17 protein-coding genes and 1 riboswitch are annotated in these 19,029 nt (G+C 29.4%); all 17 genes read right to left on the bottom strand.

The annotated features are described in order from the left end of the window. Positions 1-8: 8 nt before the first annotated feature. A complete protein-coding gene (rsmB, locus tag OW729_RS12705) occupies positions 9-1,340 on the bottom strand; it encodes a 16S rRNA (cytosine(967)-C(5))-methyltransferase RsmB (RefSeq protein WP_268061899.1) in 1,332 nt (443 codons plus the stop codon). A 204-nt stretch (positions 1,341-1,544) separates the two neighbouring features. Then, on the bottom strand, positions 1,545-2,225 hold the full coding sequence (locus OW729_RS12700) for a zinc metallopeptidase (RefSeq protein ID WP_268061898.1): 681 nt from the start codon (positions 2,223-2,225) through the stop codon (positions 1,545-1,547). Between the two features lie 96 nt (positions 2,226-2,321). Beyond that, positions 2,322-3,251: a methionyl-tRNA formyltransferase gene (gene fmt / locus OW729_RS12695; RefSeq protein WP_268061897.1), complete on the bottom strand. Its 930-nt coding sequence runs from the start codon at positions 3,249-3,251 to the stop codon at positions 2,322-2,324. A 1-nt stretch (position 3,252) separates the two neighbouring features. Further along, the gene (def, locus tag OW729_RS12690) at positions 3,253-3,708 is read right to left on the bottom strand and encodes a peptide deformylase (RefSeq protein ID WP_268061896.1); all 456 of its coding nucleotides are present in this window, start codon (positions 3,706-3,708) and stop codon (positions 3,253-3,255) included. Positions 3,709-3,785: 77 nt separating this feature from the next. After that, positions 3,786-5,984, bottom strand: a complete 2,199-nt coding sequence (priA, locus tag OW729_RS12685; RefSeq protein ID WP_268061895.1) for a primosomal protein N' — start codon at positions 5,982-5,984, stop codon at positions 3,786-3,788. Positions 5,985-6,319: 335 nt separating this feature from the next. Next, positions 6,320-7,510: a bifunctional phosphopantothenoylcysteine decarboxylase/phosphopantothenate--cysteine ligase CoaBC gene (coaBC, locus tag OW729_RS12680; protein ID WP_268061894.1), complete on the bottom strand. Its 1,191-nt coding sequence runs from the start codon at positions 7,508-7,510 to the stop codon at positions 6,320-6,322. Between the two features lies 1 nt (position 7,511). Continuing rightward, positions 7,512-7,733 (bottom strand): DNA-directed RNA polymerase subunit omega, encoded by a 222-nt coding sequence (gene rpoZ / locus OW729_RS12675; protein WP_268061893.1) that lies wholly within the window; start codon positions 7,731-7,733, stop codon positions 7,512-7,514. Beyond that, complete coding sequence (gene gmk / locus OW729_RS12670; RefSeq protein WP_268061892.1) at positions 7,714-8,346, bottom strand: guanylate kinase; 633 nt, start codon at positions 8,344-8,346, stop codon at positions 7,714-7,716. Before gmk ends, rpoZ begins: the two co-directional genes overlap by 20 nt. Continuing rightward, positions 8,346-8,618: an extracellular matrix/biofilm regulator RemA gene (gene remA / locus OW729_RS12665; protein WP_268061891.1), complete on the bottom strand. Its 273-nt coding sequence runs from the start codon at positions 8,616-8,618 to the stop codon at positions 8,346-8,348. The genes gmk and remA overlap by 1 nt, the downstream gene beginning before the upstream one ends. Positions 8,619-8,634: 16 nt before the next feature. Next, positions 8,635-9,516, bottom strand: a complete 882-nt coding sequence (locus OW729_RS12660; protein ID WP_268061890.1) for a YicC/YloC family endoribonuclease — start codon at positions 9,514-9,516, stop codon at positions 8,635-8,637. 131 nt (positions 9,517-9,647) lie between these two features. After that, on the bottom strand, positions 9,648-10,802 hold the full coding sequence (locus tag OW729_RS12655) for an aminotransferase class I/II-fold pyridoxal phosphate-dependent enzyme (protein WP_268061889.1): 1,155 nt from the start codon (positions 10,800-10,802) through the stop codon (positions 9,648-9,650). Positions 10,803-10,985: 183 nt separating this feature from the next. Next, positions 10,986-12,350: an NCS2 family permease gene (locus OW729_RS12650; protein ID WP_268061888.1), complete on the bottom strand. Its 1,365-nt coding sequence runs from the start codon at positions 12,348-12,350 to the stop codon at positions 10,986-10,988. A gap of 123 nt (positions 12,351-12,473) precedes the next feature. After that, a riboswitch (purine riboswitch) is annotated at positions 12,474-12,573 on the bottom strand. An 88-nt stretch (positions 12,574-12,661) separates the two neighbouring features. After that, positions 12,662-13,636 carry an asparaginase gene (locus OW729_RS12645; RefSeq protein ID WP_268061887.1) on the bottom strand — a complete coding sequence of 325 codons (975 nt, stop codon included), beginning with the start codon at positions 13,634-13,636 and terminating at the stop codon, positions 12,662-12,664. Between the two features lie 338 nt (positions 13,637-13,974). Next, the gene (gene spoIVA, locus OW729_RS12640; protein ID WP_268061886.1) at positions 13,975-15,453 is read right to left on the bottom strand and encodes a stage IV sporulation protein A; all 1,479 of its coding nucleotides are present in this window, start codon (positions 15,451-15,453) and stop codon (positions 13,975-13,977) included. Between the two features lie 298 nt (positions 15,454-15,751). After that, positions 15,752-16,747: an NAD(P)H-dependent glycerol-3-phosphate dehydrogenase gene (locus tag OW729_RS12635; protein WP_268061885.1), complete on the bottom strand. Its 996-nt coding sequence runs from the start codon at positions 16,745-16,747 to the stop codon at positions 15,752-15,754. 1 nt (position 16,748) lies between these two features. Continuing rightward, positions 16,749-18,065: a ribosome biogenesis GTPase Der gene (gene der / locus OW729_RS12630; protein ID WP_268061884.1), complete on the bottom strand. Its 1,317-nt coding sequence runs from the start codon at positions 18,063-18,065 to the stop codon at positions 16,749-16,751. Between the two features lie 286 nt (positions 18,066-18,351). Further along, the gene (phoU, locus tag OW729_RS12625; RefSeq protein WP_268061883.1) at positions 18,352-19,011 is read right to left on the bottom strand and encodes a phosphate signaling complex protein PhoU; all 660 of its coding nucleotides are present in this window, start codon (positions 19,009-19,011) and stop codon (positions 18,352-18,354) included. Positions 19,012-19,029 lie beyond the last annotated feature (18 nt).

Here is a 19,029-nt window from a genome sequence, read left to right as displayed (position 1 = left end):
CTAAACACCTACCATTGCCTCTTTAGTTTTGTTATAAAAAATCCATCCATATATTCATTTGGTAAAATAGTAACACATCCTTCTTCTGTATATATAAAATTATCTAATTTACCATAGTACAACGGTTCTATAGAATATTGAGGGTTATTCTTTAAAAACCATCTTATATTATCTTCATTTTCTTTTTTATTTAATGTGCATGTAGAATAAAGAAGTGTTCCATTGGGCTTAACATAAGTAGATGCATTGATAAGTATCTTTCTTTGTATTTCTACCAATTCATTTAACCCTTTTAAATTTTTAGTATATTTTATTTCAGGTTTTTTTCTTATAATTCCTATACCTGAACATGGAACATCTATAAGAACAGCATCTGCTGATTCTTTTAAGTTTTCATTTAATATACTTGCATCCATTTTCTCACACGCTAAATTTTTTATTCCTAACCTTCTAGCATTAGACTTCACTAACTTAAGTTTATTATCATATATATCAAAAGCTCTAACTTTTCCTGTATTATTCATAACTTCTGAAATATGAGTAGTTTTTCCACCAGGGGCGCTACATAAATCTAAAACATTCATATTATCTTTTAAATCCATGGAAGGAGCAACTAGCATAGCGCTTTCATCTTGAACAGTTACTAGCCCTTCCTTAAATAATGGATTTAATTCAATACTCTTTCCTTTATTTATAACAATAGCTTCAGGACAAACATATCCTTCTTCTACATTGTATCCATCTTCAACTAACTTATTATAAGCTTCGTCATAACTAACCTTAAGAGCATTTACTCTTACAGTTACAGCAGGCCTTTTATTTAATCCAGATAAAATCCTCTCAGCAATCTCCTGTCCATATTGATTTATAAATAATTTTACAAGCCATTTATCAAATGAATAGTTGAAGCATAAAGCTTCAACTAAATTCTTATCATTATAATATTTTTTATCTAAATTTCTCAAATAATTCCTCAAAACTCCATTAACTAACTTAGAGGCCCCAATAGATTTTTTCTTTTTAGTTAGTTCAACAGCTTCATTTACGACAGCAAAATTAGGAATTTTATCTAAATATTTGATTTGATATACAGACATTCTTAAAATATTTAAAATATATTCATCAATTTTATTTATTCCGTTCTTAATAAAGCTATTCAATATTATATCAATTGTATATTTATATTTTATAGTGCCATATACGATTTCTGTAATTAACCCTTTATCATTACTATTTAAATCACACTTGTTTAACTCATTTTTCAATACAATGTTTGAATATGAATTTTGGTTAAACACTTTATAGAGTATGTCAGCACATATTTCTCTACTGTTTTTCATTAAAATTCTCCAATCTTATATTATTTATCCGATATCTAACTATTCTAATACTCTCATTTTTTTAAGTGGGAGTAAATAATTGTACGAGACCCTGGATAACGGTTTCCCCTAAAGGATAACAGCTTCTAAGGAGTAGGCCCCCTAAGAATTCTGTTAATAACTTTCAGATGAAGTAAAAACTCCACCTGAAACCAAGAATCCTGTTTATTCATCTCTACTACTTAACGCTAAAAGTCTTATGAGTTGTGATATAGCCATTAAAGCAGCAGCGACATAAGTCATTGCAGCAGCAGTAAGAACTGATTTAGCTCCTTTTATTTCATCACCATATAATATACCTCTTTGAGATAATATTTTAAGAGCTCTATTAGAAGCATCAAACTCTACAGGAAGAGTAATTAATTGAAATATAACCACTGCACTAAATAGATATACCCCTATATTAACCAAAGACGGTATTCCTAATATAAAACCTAAGAAAAAAATAACCCATGAAGCATTAGAACTAAAATTAACTAAAGGTACAATAGCCCCTCTTATCTGAAGTGGAGCATATTCCTTTTGATGTTGAATAGCGTGACCAGTTTCATGAGCTGCAACTCCAATAGCGGCAATAGACGTACTTCCATAGACATCTTCTGACAATCTCATAACTCTTGCTCTAGGATCATAATGATCCGTTAAATTTCCACCTATATGCTGTACAGGAACATCATATAAGCCCTCTGCATCTAAAATCATCCTGGCAACTTGAGCTCCTGTATAGCCATTGATACTTCTAACTTTTGAATATTTATAGAAAGCAGATTTAACTTTCATTTGTGCCCATAAAGAGATTAACATAGCAGGTATTAAAATAATAAAAGTTGAATCAAATATTGGCATATGTCTTCCTCCTTTAATTAAAGATCACTTAAATTTATAATTTTGTATGGAATTGTTTTAAATTATATCAAATCAATGATTTATTAAAACATATCCTTAGTTTAAAATAAATCCTTCTTCTATACTATTACCACGAATATACTCTTCCACTTTTAAAACCTTTTTACCTGGAAATTGGATTTCTTTTACAAGTAAGCACCCTTTTCCACAAGCTATTTTTATTCCTTGCTTTGAAACATCTAGTATAGTTCCAGGCTCATTTTTGCATTCCTCATCTAAAACTTCTGCTTTATATATTTTCATAGCATTTTCATTATAGTGGGTATAAGCTACTGGCCACGGATTTAAACCCCTTATAAGGTTATTAACTTCTTTGGAACTTAAATTCCAATTTATTAATCCTGTTTTTTTATCTAGCATAGAAGCATAATCTGTAGTTGTATCTCCTTGCTTTATTCTGGAAACATTGCCTTCTAAGATACCTTTTACAGTATCAACAAGAAGTTTTCCTCCCTCTTCCATCAAAATATCATGTAAATCTCCTGCTGTCATATCTTTTGTAATTTCAACTTCCTGCCTTAAAAGCATATCACCAGTATCTAAGCCTTCATCCATCATCATAGTAGTGTTTCCACTTTTCATTTCGCCCTTAATGATAGCCCAGTTTATCGGTGCCGCCCCTCTATATTTAGGAAGTAATGAAGCATGCAAATTTATACATCCGTATTTAGGAATATCTAAAACTTCCTTAGATAATATCTGACCATATGCAACAACAATTATAAAATCTGGTTCCATATCTTTAAGTTTTTGTATAAATTCAGTATCTTTTCTTAATCTAACTGGCTGATACACAGGAATATCGTATTTCAATGCAAGTTCTTTTATAGAAGACATTCCTAGTTTTTTCCCTCTTCCTTTAGGTTTATCTGGTTGAGTAAAAACAGCTTTAACTCCAAACTCATCAATTAAAGCTTGGAGAGAAGGGACTGCAAATTCAGGAGTACCCATAAATACAATATTCATTTTAATTCTCCTCACTTTCTTGTAACACCTTATCAATGAAAAGAACTCCATTTAAATGATCTATTTCATGACAAAATGCTCTCGCAAGAAGTTCCTCCCCTTCCATTTCAATCTTTTCACCTTTTTCATTTAATGCTTTTACAGTAACTTTAAATGGTCTCTCTACTTTTCCTTGTTCTCCAGGAACACTTAAACATCCCTCAAAATCGATTTGACTTCCTTCACACTTCACTATTTCTGGATTTATTAAAACTATAGGACCATTTCCAACATCTATCACTACTACTCTCTTAAGTATACCTACTTGTGGAGCTGCTAAACCTACTCCATCCGCAGCATACATAGTCTCTATCATATCATTTATTAAAACTAAGGTTCTATCATCAAGTTCTTTGACTTCTCTTGATTTCTTTCTTAGTATTTCGTCACCTTCAGTTCTTATATTTCTTATTGCCATATTAAAACCTCCAATATATTAATTCTACTTTTATTTTTACTATAAATTAATTTACAATTTATAAGGATTAAACACATTTATAATAAATTGCCTGGGTTTATATCAATACTTACTTTTACATCTCTATAAACATCTTTTAAATTTTTATACACTACATCTTTTATATTAAGAGCTAGTTCAGTATCAAAACTTCCTTTAATCAATATTTGCCATCTATAGTGTTCCTTTATTTTAGACAAAACACAAGGACAAGGTCCTAATATTTCTATTTTATCATTATTTTTTAATATATTTTTTAATATTATACCAATATTTTGTATATTTTTTATTAACAAATCTTCATTTTTGCTACTAAAATTTATAAGTAAAATTTTAGTGAACGGTGGATAATTCATACTATATCTTATTCTTATATCTTCTTCATAAAAACTATCAAAATCATTTTTTGAAGCACACTTTATACTATGGCTATCTGGAGTATAGGTTTGAAGAACTACTTTACCCTCTTTCTTTCCTCTTCCTGCTCTTCCAGCAACCTGAGTTATTAATTGGAATGTTCTCTCACCAGACCTAAAATCAGGTAAATTAAGAGATATATCCGCTGCAATAATACCTACTAAAGTTACATTTTTAAAATCTAATCCTTTTGTCACCATTTGAGTTCCTATTAATATATCTGCCTCTTCATTTTTAAAGGCATTATAAATATCTTCATAAGAATTTTTCTTTCTTGTAGTATCAAAATCCATTCTTAAAACTCTAGCTTGAGGAAATTTTTTCTTTACTTCTTTTTCAATTTTTTCTGTTCCTACTCCAAAATATTTAACATACTTACTTCCACACTTAGGACATATTTTACTCACTGGATAACTTTTTCCACAATAATGACAGCTTAAATAATTATTATGATGATAAGTTAAAGAGATGTCACAGTTTTCACACTTGAATACATATCCACACTTTCTACAAGAAACAAATGTGGAAAACCCCCGTCTATTTAAAAATAAAATTATTTGTTCTTTGTTTACCAAAGAGTTGTTTATACCATTATATAATTCCTCACTAAAAATAGACTTGTTATTTTTCATTAATTCTTCTCTCATATCAACAATACTAATATCAGGCATCAAAGCTCCATCTGCTCTTTGGGTTAGTTTTATAAGTTGTATCTCTTTATTCAAACACCTATAGTAAGTTTCTATTGATGGAGTTGCAGACCCTAAGATTACTTTACATCCTTCTATATTAGATTTAAGCTCAGCTATTTCTTTTGCATTATATTTAGGATTACTATCAGATTTATAACTTCCTTCATGCTCTTCATCTATTATAATCATTCCCAAATTGTCAAAAGGTAAAAATATAGCTGATCTTGCTCCTATAGCAACTTTAACTTGTTTATTCTTAACTCTAAGCCATTCATCATATCTTTCTCCATCAGATAATCTACTATGAAATACTGCAATGTCCTTTCCAAATCTACCTTTAAACCTTTCTACCATCTGTGGCGTTAAAGAAATCTCTGGTACTAACATTACACACTCTTTGTTTTCTTCTATCATATTTTTTACTAAATTCATATAGATCTCAGTTTTACCACTACCCGTTACTCCGTAGATAAAAAATACTTTATCATCAGATCCCATTATTGTATTCACAGCATTTTGCTGTTCTAAATTCAGAATTTTTTCATTATAATCAGAGTATTCCCTTGAATTATATCTATTAACAATAGTTTTATTAGTTAATAAAAAATTATGTTTTATTAACGTATTTATAGATGATAATGAAACTTGAAATTTTTTACTTATTTCAGTTTTTGAATAAACTCCATTATTCTCTTCTACGATTTTATATATTGCCTTATAAGAATCTTTAAGAAATTTTCCTTCTAGATTTTTTCCTAAAAGTATTGTTTCTTTTACCTTGTTTTTAACTCCTTTAATTATGCCTGTGGGCAAAAATACCTTTATACAATCTAGGTAAGTGCATAAATATCTTCTTCTCATTTCTTTTATAAGCTTAATATCATTTTCCCTAATTACAGTAAAATCATCACAAATATCACTTATATACTTTAGCGATACGGAATTAGAACATTCCTCATAAAATTCTAATACAAAGCCATCTATTCTTCTATTTCCTTTTCCAAATGGAACCTTAACTCTATGTCCTATTTTTATTTTTGGTAATAAATTTTCTGGTATCTTGTATGTAAAAATCTTATCTACTTGAAATGACTCATTATTAACTACTACTCCCGCATATAGATACATTTACTTCACCCTTTATCTAAATCTAAGGTTCTGTTTTAAAACAGTATTGTTTTTTACACTTTTTAAAACCACCTTTAGTATTCCTACGGATATGTTTTAAATTGTTGAGTTTATTATTAATAAAAGTTTAGAATTGTTTTTAAAATTATATAATCAACAATTTATTAAAACATAGCATTATTCAATAAATAGTTTTCTAAGCCTCATACTGAATCTTAGAAACCATTTTCCAAAATCTAACCATTCTTCACTTCTATTTTAAAGAAGATAGGGGCATTAGAATTGTTAAACATCATATGAAAATTAAACCCTTACAACTACAAGAAAAAAGCGCGTTAGCGCTTTTCATTAATTATATTAAATAACTCACGTGCTATTTTTTTCTTACTCATTTTTTCTAATGGTATGATTTTGCCATCCCTACACAGCACATTAACTCTATTATCATTAGATGCAAAACCTGTGTCACTACAAGTAATATCATTAGCAACTATGTAATCCAAATTCTTTTTCTGAAGTTTGCCTTTTGCATTTTCAAGCAAATCATGGCTTTCTGCTGCAAAACCAACTAAAATTTGATCCTTTTTCTTTGAACCAAGTCTTTTTAGTATGTCTGTATCTTTTTCTAATAAAAGATTAAACTCATCTTCATTCTTCTTGATTTTTCTATCAGAATACTCTTTAGGTTTATAATCAGCTACAGCTGCAGCTTTTATTACAATATCTGCCCAATCAAAGTTATCCTCAACAACTTTTAACATTTCCTCATTAGTTGAGATATTTATATTCTTCATTCCAAAAGGTTTTTCAATACTACTAGGGCCTGAAATTAGTATTACTTCAGCACCTCTATCTCTTGCTTCTTCTGCAATAGCATATCCCATCTTACCACTAGACCTATTAGTTATATATCTTACAGGATCTAATGGCGCAATAGTAGGTCCCGCTGTTACTAATACCTTCTTACCTCTTAAGTCTTTTATATCATATAACATACTTATTATAGTATCTGAAATCAGTTTAGTATCTGCAAGTTTACCAGCACCAACATCTCCACAGGCAAGTCTTCCACTTTCTGGTTCGATAAATTTATATCCATATTGTTTTAATTTTGTAATATTATCTTGAACTATAGGATTTAAAAACATGTTAGTATTGGCTGCTGGTGCAAAAACTACAGGCGCCTTAGTTGCCATTATTGTAGTAGAAAGCATATCATCTGCGATCCCACAAGCAACCTTACCTAATATATTTGCTGTAGCAGGAACAATAACCATCAAATCTGCTTTTTTAGCTAATGATATATGTTGTATCTCCCAAGCTTTAGGTTCGGCAAACATATCAACTATGACCATATTTTGGCTTAGAGATTGAAACGATATAGGGTTAACAAACTTTGCTGCATGTTCAGTCATTATAACATGTACATCTATATCTTCTTTTTTTAACCTACTAACAACATCTAGGGCTTTATAAACTGCTATTCCTCCAGTTACCCCTAGCACTACTGTTTTCTTACTGTCCATTTTACTTTATTCCTTCCACTAAAGATTTATATAAAACCTTTCCTTCATTAACTTCATTTATTGCCATAGTAAGCGGCTTTACATTTTCATCAATATTTACTAATACTGAATCTCCATCAATTAACTGCCTTGCTCTTTTAGAAGTTACAGTTACTAAAGAATATCTGTTATCAACTTTATTTAGTAGATCAACAATTGATGGATTAATCATTGAGTTGTTCATGGATTAGTCTCTCCTTAGAAAAAATATTATTTTTTATTCTTTCAACACTACATTTTTCTGCTGTTATTATACTTTTAATCTTTTCAACAGCTGTATTTAAATCATCATTAACTACTGCATAATTATACTTAGATACATAATTTATCTCTTTATATGCAGATTTGAATCTTGTCATTAAAGATTCTTGCGTTTCACTGCCTCTTTTAATTATTCTATTTTTTAATTCCTCCATGCTTGGAGGTAAAATAAAAATAAATAACCCTTCAGCATAATTTTCTTTTACTTTTAGAGCACCTTGAATATCTATTTCTAATATTACATCTTTCCCATCATTGAGTTTTTCTATAACCTTAGATTTAGGAGTTCCATAATAATTTCCATAAACTTCTGCATATTCAAGGAAGTCATCCTCATTAATTTTTTTTATAAATTCATCTTTAGTAAGAAAATAGTAGTTTTCACCTTCAACTTCTCCATCCCTCGGAGATCTTGTAGTTGCTGAAACTGAAATCCACAAATCATTTTTTTTAAGAATCTCTTTGCAAATAGTACCTTTGCCTGCACCAGATGGCCCTGATATTACAATTAATAATCCTTTTTTATTTAACTCCATTATTCATCAGCCTCATCAATGCTCACTTCGCCTTTTGATGATAACCTATGAGCCACTGTTTCTGGTTGAACAGCTGATAATATTACATGGTCACTATCAGTAATAATTACTGCTCTCGTTCTTCTACCATAAGTAGCATCAATAAGCATTCCTCTATCTCTAGCCTCTTGAATTATTCTTTTAATTGGCGCAGATTCAGGACTTACAATCGCTACCAATCTATTTGCTGAAACAATATTTCCAAATCCAATGTTTATTAATTTTATGCCCATGATGGCCCTCCTACTACTATTCAATATTTTGTACTTGTTCTCTTATTTTTTCTATATAATTTTTAATATTTATAACTGAATTAACAATTTCCAAATCATTAGCTTTAGAAGCAATTGTATTTGCTTCTCTATTCATTTCTTGAACAATGAAATCAAGCTTTCTTCCAACTGATTCTTCTTTTAATAAATTTTCCTTCAATTGGACTACATGACTATTAAGCCTTACAATTTCTTCATCTATTGAGGCTTTATCTGCAAATATGGCAACTTCTGTCGCTATTCTATTTTCATCAATGACTGTACTCTCTAAAAGTTCACTTAATCTACCTTCAAGTTTTAATTTATACTCTTTTACAACAATTGGAGACTTTTCTTCAATTTCATCTACTAATTGTTTAATGTTATTGCACTTTACTAATATATCCTCATGCAACTTTTCCCCTTCTTTTTTTCTCATATCAACAAGACCATCTAAAGCCTCAATAAGAGGAGTTCTTAGAGATTCCCATACTTGTTCCAAATCTTCTTCCTTTTTTTCCATAGTAATAACTTCTGGGAACTTAGCAATCAAAGAAATAGATATATCGTTAATAATATCATATTTACCTTTAATTTTTTCTAGACATCTAAAATAATTATCACTTATTTCTTCATTAAAACAGATTTCTCTGTCCTGTTCATCATATGAATTTTGAGAAATAAATACATCTACTTTTCCTCTACTAATTTTACTATTAATCGTCTCTCTAACTTTATTTTCTAAGGATACTAACGTTCTAGGCATCCTCACATTTAAATCAAAGTATCTATGATTGACCGTTTTAATTTCAATAGTAAAACTGCGACTGGTACCTTCTTCTGAGATAGCCCTGCCAAAGCCTGTCATGCTCTTTACCATTATTATCATCCTTTCGCAGTACATTGTGAATTTATTTTAATTATACATAAATACTACTTGAAAATTCAAGAACATTTTGTTTTAGCTGCACATTAATTATAATATCATATTTTAACCAATATTAAAATAGACTACTTATCATACACTTTAAAACTATTTAAAGCTCCTATTAAATTACTTTTATTAACAGTTAAAGCTATTCTAAAATATCCTTTACCACAAACTCCAAAAGTATCTCCTGGCGTAACAATTATACCACATTTAAATAATATGTCTTTACAAAACTCCTCAGTAATATAATTTTTTGGAGTCTTACACCATATATAAAAAGTACCTTTTGAATCATAAAATTGTATGTTTTTCTTTTTTAAAATTTTTTTAGCTAAGCTTCTTCTTTCATCATATATTTTTCTTATATCAATTACATACTCTCGTGGTAAACTCAAAGCTTCTATAGCTGCATATTGAATAGGCTTAAATTGACCTGAATCTATATTAGATTTTACTTTTAATAGATTATTTAGGATTTTTTTATTTCCTACAGCATATCCTATTCTAAAACCAGTCATATTATATGTTTTTGATAATGTCCCAAATTCAATACAAATATTCTTATCATATTGCAAAATGCTAATATTTTTTTCATCAGCTCCAATTATTTCATTATAGGCACCATCGTTACATAAAACTATGTTTTTTTCTTTACAATATTGTATTAACTCTAAATAAAATTTTTTATTAGCAACAGCTCCTGTAGGATTATTTGGATAATTTATTATCATAAGCTTGCTTTTTTCGGATATGTGATCTGGTATATCTTTTACATTTAAAAGATATTTATTTTCTTCTTTTAAAGGTACACTGTATGGTTTAGCTCCCCATAAATATGAGCATTTTTCATAAACAGGATAAGCTGGATTAGGAACTATAACATAATCTCCAAAATTGCAAACAGCAGGTATTATATTACTCAGCCCCTCTTTTGAACCAATAAGTATTAAAATCTCATCTAAATCCAACTTTACAGAATACACATCATAATAGTATTTAGCTATTTTTGTTTTTAATTCTTTTATTCCTTCATAAGAGGGATATTTATTAAAATCTTTGTATTCTAAGCCTGCAATTAAAGCGTTTATTATCTTACAATTTGTTTTTATATCTGGGTCACCTATCCCTAAATCAATAATATTTTTTCCTTCATTTATTAATTTAAGCTTTATATCATCAATTTGCTTAAAATGATATTCATTTATTTTTATAAGTCTATCATTATTAATTTGCATAAAACTTCCTCCATTTAAAAATAGTTTACTAATTTATTTTATTCACATACAAATTTTCTTGTTACTTTGTAGTATAAAAATAAACTTAGAAACATAAATGAAGTTTTTAAAAATAACTCTCTTTTGAAACTAAACATAAAAATAAAGCCCAGAACCAAAGTCTGAACTTTATAAATATAATATCTACATTTTAATTCCTGTAGCAATCAACTTAATTATAAATAATATTGCTAATACATATATTATAGGAGAAATTTTCTTCTTTTCATCCTCTTTTTTAGTAAATAAATTATTTAAAAAATTAAGAACTGCATAAGATAGTACACCCATAGTTAATCCATCACCTATACTATAAGTTAGAGGCATTAATGCTATAGTTAAAAAAGCTGGTATACCTTCTGTAAAATCAGTAAAATCTACTTTAACTATGTTTTCCATCATGAAAAACCCTACCACTATAAGAGCCGGTGCTGTAGCACAACCTGGAATAGCAATAAATAAAGGTGAAAAAAACATAGCAATTAAAAATAATATTCCTGTAACAACAGATGTTAATCCAGTTCTTCCTCCTTCAGCAACTCCAGCTGAACTTTCAACATATGTTGTAACCGTAGAAGTACCTAAAACAGCTCCACATGTTGTTCCTATAGCATCAACAAGAAGCGCTTTCCCTGCATTCTTAACTCTTCCTTCTTCATCTATCATACCAACCTTGGAAGCAACGCCAACTAAAGTTCCTATAGTATCAAAGAAATCAACAAAAAGGAATGTCATTACTATAGTTAAAAAAGACCATATTTTCTGAGTATCTCTTATATATGAGAAATCTAACTTAAAAGCAATTGGTTTAATAGACTCATATCTAAAAATACCATCAGGTAAATATATGTGATAAACCTCAGCAGCCATCTTAGGATTTAAAGCCGCATATATCCAAGCTAAAGCTGTACTAGCTACAATACCCCACAAAAGAGCCCCTTTAATATTCTTCTTTGAAAGAATAACTATAACAATAATTCCTATAACTGCTATTATAACAGGCGGCCTAGTGAAATTACCCATTTTAACTAATGTAGCTTCATCTTTTATTACAATTCCTGAATTAACAAATCCTATAAATGCTATAAATAACCCAATACCAGCAGTTACAGCTAATTTTAAAGTTGTTGGTATAGAATTAACAACAGCTTCTCTTACATTTGTTAAAGATAATATTATAAATATAATTCCTTCTACAAATACTGCAGTTAAAGCTATTCTGTAATCCACTCCCATACCTTTACACACACTAAATGCAAAGAAAGCATTTAATCCCATACCTGAAGCTAATGCAAAAGGTAAATTAGCATAAAGCCCCATAAATATAGTTGTTAATCCTGCAGTAAGACATGTAACTGTTAAAACAGCTCCTTTTGGCATTCCTGCTACTCCTAAAAAATCAGGATTTACAGCAATGATATAAGCCATAGCTAAAAAGGTTGTAATTCCAGCTATGATTTCTTTTTTTACATCTGTTCCATTTTCTCTTAATTTGAAAAAGTTTTCCATCGTATAACCTCCAAATGCTATATTTGTTGTTTGTCCTAAAAAAACAGCCACCTAGAATAATTGAGTATTCTAAGTGGCTGTAAATCTCATATAAATAAGCTTATTGATTTCAAATTTATATAAAATATCACTTTGAACACTCATAGTCTTCAATTTAAGGTATCAGGTAGAAACTCCTAGACCGTATTACTAGGATTATATGAGTTTATTTTTTATCAAATTTACAAAACTATAATATCAAATATATTTTTATTTGTCAACCCGTATCGAATATTTTAAGTAAATTTACGTTTTATAATTCGTAATATTTTTTACGCCTCAAATAAATTTTTTATCATACTCAAATCTCTACATTTTCCTAAAGCAAGCATAAGCTTTATTCTAGCTTTTTGTCCTGGCAGTGTATCACCAAATATTACACCCATATTTCTAAGTTGTCTTCCCCCTCCTGCATACCCATAGGTATCTAACACTCTTCCTTGGAAACACCTAGAAACAATAACAACCACAATATTTTTATCTATAGCCCTTTTTACTCCTTCAATCATTTCAGGTGGTATATTTCCTCTTCCAAAACCTTCTATTACTATCCCCTTAGCTTCTTTATTTATACAGAAGTCAATAAAGCTAGAGTCCATACCAGTAACACATTTTATTAAATAAACATTTTCCTCTATTTTATCAGTACAGATTTTAACCTTTGGTAAAGAGCTTCTATGAAAAATAACTTCGTTATTATCTATTATTCCAATAGGTCCAAATTCTGGACTTTGGAAAGTATTTAATTTCATAGAATGAACTTTTGTAACCTCACTAGCACAATTTAACTCATCATTTAAACAGACCATAACTCCCTTATTTTTAGATTTTTCAGAAATAGCAGTACATATGGAAGCTGCTAAATTTGCTGGTCCATCATATCCTAATTCTGAACTATTTCTCATAGATCCCGTTACAATTACTGGTTTATCACTTTCAATTGTTAAATCTAACAAATATGCTGTTTCTTCTAGAGTATCAGTACCATGTGTTACTACTACACCAGCAATATCCTCTCTCTTCAAGATATTCTGAATATATTTTGACAACTCCATCATCTTTTTTGGTGTTATATGAGGACCAGGTAAATTTGAAAATGTAAAACATTCAATTTCTGCATGTTTTTCAATACCAGTTACCATAGACATTATTTCTTCTCCAGTTAGTTTTGGTACTGCTGCTTTTATTCTATGATCTACTTTCATTGATATGGTTCCCCCATTAAAAATAACTGCAACTTTCTTCATTACTTTATTTCCTCCCTATTTTTCACAAATAGAATTCTAAGCTTTAAGAGGATTTTAAATTCCATCCAAAAGCTTAGAATCCACTATCGTATCCTATATAAATATAAATTAATTTATATGAAAAATTTTTTAAGTTTTTTCAACTACTCACTACTTTAATATTTTACAATACATTTTAAATATACATCAATAGGTTCCTTAATTAAAAATATTTTTAAGTTCGAAAACTCAACCCTAAGTATAGAACAACTTTATATTTATTTTATGATATAATATAAAAATGAGGCTATATCAAAAATGATTAACAAACCACATTTTGATACAGCCTCATTTTTATGTTATAAGATAATACAAATCAGTCCTCCGTTACCTTCATTGATAATCTTCTCTAAAGTTTTTTGTATTTTAACTTGAACATCTTCTGGCATTTTATACAGCTTATTACGCAAACCATCTTTAACTAAAACCTCTAATGATTTACCAAACATATTGCTTTCCCATATTTTACCTGGATCACTTTCAAATTGTTCTAACAGAGATTTAACTAATTCTTCACTTTCTCTTTCTGTTCCCATTATAGGGGATATCTCAGTTTCTATATCAGCTCTTATTAAATGTAATGAAGGTGCACTTGCTTTTAATTTAACTCCATACCTGCTTCCCTGTTTAACTATTTCAGGTTCTTCAAGCCTCATTTCACTCAACTGAGGAGATACAAGACCATATCCTCTTTCTCTAACATCCTTCAAAGCATCTGCTACCTTATCATACTCTGTTTTCGCCTCACTTAAAATCTTAATAATATCTAAAAGCTCATTTTCCGTATTTATGCTTCTATCACATACTTCACTTAATACTTTATAAAATAACTCTTTTTTAGGATTTAAAATTACTCTAGCTGTACCTTCTCCCATACTTATTTCACTTATTTTTGAATGTTCTAAGAAATCCACTTCACCAAATTTTTCTGCAAATCCTTTTATATCTCTTACTTTATATACACTATCACACATATCTTTAATTAATGCTATAAAATCCTTTTTCAGCCAATGATTCACATTCAATTTTTCAATCCATTCAGGCATATCTATGTTAATTTCTTTAATAGGGAACTCCTTTAGTACCCTTTCAAATACATTAGTGATATCCTCTTTTTTCATATTAAGTACATCCATTTCTTGCACAGGAATGTCATATTCCTCTTCTAATCCTCTTTTCAATTCTAGTGTCTCGTCAGAATTAGGATCCTTTGAATTTAAAACCATTATAAATGGCTTATTTATGGATTTCAATTCGTTAACTACTCTTTGCTCTGCTTCAATATAATCTTTCCTATTAAGACCAGTAATGGATCCATCTGTAGTAATAACTAGTCCGATAGTTGAATGCTCATTAATAACTTTTTTTGTTCCTATTTCAGCAGCTTCTTCAAAAGGTATCTCATAATCATACCATGGAGTATTAACCATTTTAGGTTGTTCTCCTTCTACGTAACCAAGGGCAGATTTAACTATATAGCCCACACAATCTACCATTCTAACTTTAAACTTTGTTTCTCCATTTAAGCCTATTTCTACTGCTTCATTTGGAACAAATTTTGGCTCTGTTGTATGAATAGACTTACCAGAAGCACTTTGTGGAAGCTCATCCTGGGCTCTCTGTTTTTTATAAGTATTTTCAATATTTGGTATAACCATAAGTTCCATAAATCTTTTTATGAAAGTAGATTTCCCAGTTCGTACAGGTCCCACCACTCCTACATATATGTCCCCTTGAGTTCTATCCGCAATATCTTTGTATATGTTAAAGTCCTCCAAAGTTTTACCCTCCTAGCACATACTTATTTTTTAACATTATATATATATTAATAAATATAAAAAATATTACAAAAATATACCAGTCTCCAAATTAGTCAAGGCAATATTAGCCTACTTCTACATTCATTTTATTTTTAATTTTAAAAAATAAAAGTTTCTTTTAATAAAACGTGCATATCATATATTTTAGCAAGCATATAACTTATACTTATATGAAAAAAGATATAAAAAAATAAGCTAAGTAAGTTTCATAATAAAACTTTACTTAGCTTATTTGTATTAATATTTATCATAAATATTAATAAATTTCATGTTTTTTATCTCTTGACATCAATTCGTAAACCCCATACTTAGGATCCATCCCTTCAAATAGAACCTTATATAATATATCTGTAATCGGCATAGCAATATTTAACTCTTCTTTTAATTTATAAAAAGCTCTACATGCTTTTACACCTTCAACTACCATACCAACTTCCTTACAAGATTCTTCTAGAGAATATCCTTTTCCTATTAATATACCTGCTCTTCTATTTCTACTATGCATACTAGTACAAGTAACAATTAAGTCTCCCATGCCAGTCAATCCAAAAAATGTATCCTGTTTTGCACCTAATTTTACTCCTATTCGTGTTATTTCGCTCATTCCTCTTGTCATAAGAGCAGCTTTTGTATTGTCTCCATATCCTGCTCCATCTGATATTCCAGCTGCTAAAGCTATTATGTTCTTAACTGCTCCTCCAATTTCTACACCAATTAAATCATCATTTGTATATACTCTGAATTTGCTAGTCATAAAAATATCTTGAACTTTTCTTGCAGCCTCCATATTCTTAGATGAAACTACCACCGTAGTTGGAATATCCACTGCTACTTCTTCAGCATGACTAGGCCCCGTAAGAACAACTATAGGATTGTTTTTTATTTCTTCTTCTATAACAACTGAGAGTCTTTTAGATGTTGACTCTTCAATCCCCTTAGATATATTAATGATTATAGCATTTTTATCAATTTTATTTTTTATTTGAGAACTTACTTCTCTAATTGCATGAGATGGTACAGCTAAAACTACTGCTCTACTATCTTCCAAAGCATCATCTAAATTAGTGAAAGCTGTAACATTAGATGGTATTACTACATTATGCATATATTTTATATTTTCTCTTTTTTCATTAATGTCTTTTATCACTAACGGATTTCTATCCCAAATACTAACATCGTATCCTTTCTTAGCTAGCATAACACTTAAGGCTGTACCAAAACTTCCCCCACCTATAAACGTAACGTCTGCCATGCTATTCCTTCCTTTCTCTAAATTCAAATTTTATTCCAGTTCCATTAAAATCAAAACTGTTTCTTAATTGATTTTCAAGATATCTCTTGTATGAAAAATGTAAAAGAGATGGGTCATTAACAAAGAATACAAAAGTTGGTGGCTTAACTCCAACTTGAGTTACATAATAAATTTTTAATCTACTTAGTCCTACAATTGGAGGTTCTTGCATCATCACAGCTTTACCTATGACTTCATTTAATACTCCAGTTTTTATTCTCTTTGTATAATTATTATAGCATTCTTTAGCTTCACTTAAAATCTTATGTACTCTTTGACCAGTTTTAGCTGAAATAAATAAGAATGGTACATAGCTTAAAAATGATAATTTTTGGCTTATTTCATCTTTAAATCTCTTCATAGTTTTATCATCTTTTTCTATTAAATCCCACTTATTTACTACTACCATTATAGCCTTATTAAGTTCATGAGCATATCCTATAATTCTTTCATCCTGTTCTGCTACTCCTTCAGTTGCATCTACCATAAGAATACATACATCTGCATTTTCTATAGATGCTATTGTTCTTACTGCACTATACCTTTCAATTTGTTCCTTTATTTTACTTTTTCTTCTAAGCCCGGCAGTATCAACTAAAATAAATTTTCCTTCTTCTTTTTCCACATAACTGTCTACTGAATCTCTAGTAGTTCCAGGTATATCACTAACTATGTGTTTCTCTTCCCCTAAAATTTTATTTATCAATGAAGATTTACCTACATTTGGTCTTCCTACTATTGCTATCTTTACGTATTCTTCTTCTTCCTCTTCATATTCATGACTTGGGAATTTTGCAATAACTTCATCTAACATATCACCAAGACCTAGCGCTTGAGAAGCAGATATTGCTACTGGATCTCCTATTCCTAAATTATAAAACTCGTATATATTTTCATCTAAAGCATTTCTGTCTATCTTGTTTACTGCTAATACAACTGGTTTGTTAGATTTACGGAGCATTTGTGCTACTTCGTTATCTGTATCAGTTAATCCTTGTTTACCATCAACAACAAATAATATAACATCTGCCATATCAATAGCAATTTGTGCCTGTCTTCTCATTTGAGCTATTATTATATCGCTACTTTCAGGCTCAATACCACCAGTATCTATTATTGTAAATTTGTGATTCAGCCATTCAGACTCAGCATAAATCCTATCCCTAGTAACTCCTGGTGTATCATCAACTATTGCAATTCTTTTTCCTGCTAATTTATTAAACAAAGTAGATTTTCCTACATTTGGTCTTCCAACTATAGCAACTATCGGTTTACCCATTTCTATTCCTCCTTAGGTTTACTGTTCCTTGTATAAGTTCATTTAACTATATTATCACTTACTTAATAGCATAGTCAAGATTTTACAAGCTATATCTTAAATTCTTGCAATTACTGGATATAGAATTTTCAGTACCAATGAGATTTATTTTATAATACAAAATGGAGAATTTTTATCTTCTAATACAATATATTACTAATCAAAATCTCTTTGCTACTTCAAGTACTAGTATACCCCAAAATATAATTCAAAATAAAAGCAACCTTATTAGGCTGCTATATATTTATTATTCATTTAAATCTACTTGCTCTCCTGTTACTATGTAAATAGTCCATTCGCATATATTAGTAACATGATCCGCAACTCTCTCTAAAAATTTGCATATAAACAAAAATTGAGTTCCTTGTTCTATTTTACTAGGATCTTTACTCATTACCGAAAACATCTCACTAAATACATTTTCAAATATATCATCTATTAAATCATCTCTTTTAGAGATTTCATACGCTTTATCCAAATCTCTTTCTACATATGCATCTAAACCATCTTTAATCATACAAGTTACTATATCTGCCATCTTAGGTATATCGATAAGCTGTTTCACGTATTTTTGACCTTTTAGTCTAATAGCTATTTTAGAAATATCTACAGCATGATCTGCTATTCTTTCTAAATCAGTAACTATATTTATGCAAGTAAATATAAACCTTAAATCTGTCGCTATAGGCTGTTGCATTGCAATTAACTTTATACTTTTATCTTCAATTTCTCGCATTAACTTATCTACTATGTCATCATTTTTTATGACTTCTTCAGCTATATTAATATCTTGTTCTTTTAAAGCTTTTATAGACTGATGTATTTGTTTTTCAACAATACTCCCCATTCTTAGTAAATCATTGTGTAATTCCTTCAATTCCGTTTCGAATACTTTTCTTGGAGCCACAATCTTCACCTTCCTATA

This window comes from Clostridium brassicae (genome assembly GCF_026738875.1).
Taxonomy (GTDB): Bacteria; Bacillota; Clostridia; order Clostridiales; family Clostridiaceae; genus Clostridium_H; species Clostridium_H brassicae.
The sequence above is the reverse complement of the archived record's forward strand: the minus strand, read 5'-3'. Positions and strand labels throughout refer to the sequence as shown.

Coding starts and splice junctions, on each gene's coding strand:
- rsmB (WP_268061899.1), bottom strand. CDS start 1,340: ATGAAAAACAGTAGAGAAATATGTGCTGACATACTCTATAAAGTGTTT.
- OW729_RS12700 (WP_268061898.1), bottom strand. CDS start 2,225: ATGCCAATATTTGATTCAACTTTTATTATTTTAATACCTGCTATGTTA.
- fmt (WP_268061897.1), bottom strand. CDS start 3,251: ATGAATATTGTATTTATGGGTACTCCTGAATTTGCAGTCCCTTCTCTC.
- def (WP_268061896.1), bottom strand. CDS start 3,708: ATGGCAATAAGAAATATAAGAACTGAAGGTGACGAAATACTAAGAAAG.
- priA (WP_268061895.1), bottom strand. CDS start 5,984: ATGTATCTATATGCGGGAGTAGTAGTTAATAATGAGTCATTTCAAGTA.
- coaBC (WP_268061894.1), bottom strand. CDS start 7,510: ATGGACAGTAAGAAAACAGTAGTGCTAGGGGTAACTGGAGGAATAGCA.
- rpoZ (WP_268061893.1), bottom strand. CDS start 7,733: ATGAACAACTCAATGATTAATCCATCAATTGTTGATCTACTAAATAAA.
- gmk (WP_268061892.1), bottom strand. CDS start 8,346: ATGGAGTTAAATAAAAAAGGATTATTAATTGTAATATCAGGGCCATCT.
- remA (WP_268061891.1), bottom strand. CDS start 8,618: ATGGGCATAAAATTAATAAACATTGGATTTGGAAATATTGTTTCAGCA.
- OW729_RS12660 (WP_268061890.1), bottom strand. CDS start 9,516: ATGGTAAAGAGCATGACAGGCTTTGGCAGGGCTATCTCAGAAGAAGGT.
- OW729_RS12655 (WP_268061889.1), bottom strand. CDS start 10,802: ATGCAAATTAATAATGATAGACTTATAAAAATAAATGAATATCATTTT.
- OW729_RS12650 (WP_268061888.1), bottom strand. CDS start 12,350: ATGGAAAACTTTTTCAAATTAAGAGAAAATGGAACAGATGTAAAAAAA.
- OW729_RS12645 (WP_268061887.1), bottom strand. CDS start 13,636: ATGAAGAAAGTTGCAGTTATTTTTAATGGGGGAACCATATCAATGAAA.
- OW729_RS12635 (WP_268061885.1), bottom strand. CDS start 16,747: ATGGCAGACGTTACGTTTATAGGTGGGGGAAGTTTTGGTACAGCCTTA.
- der (WP_268061884.1), bottom strand. CDS start 18,065: ATGGGTAAACCGATAGTTGCTATAGTTGGAAGACCAAATGTAGGAAAA.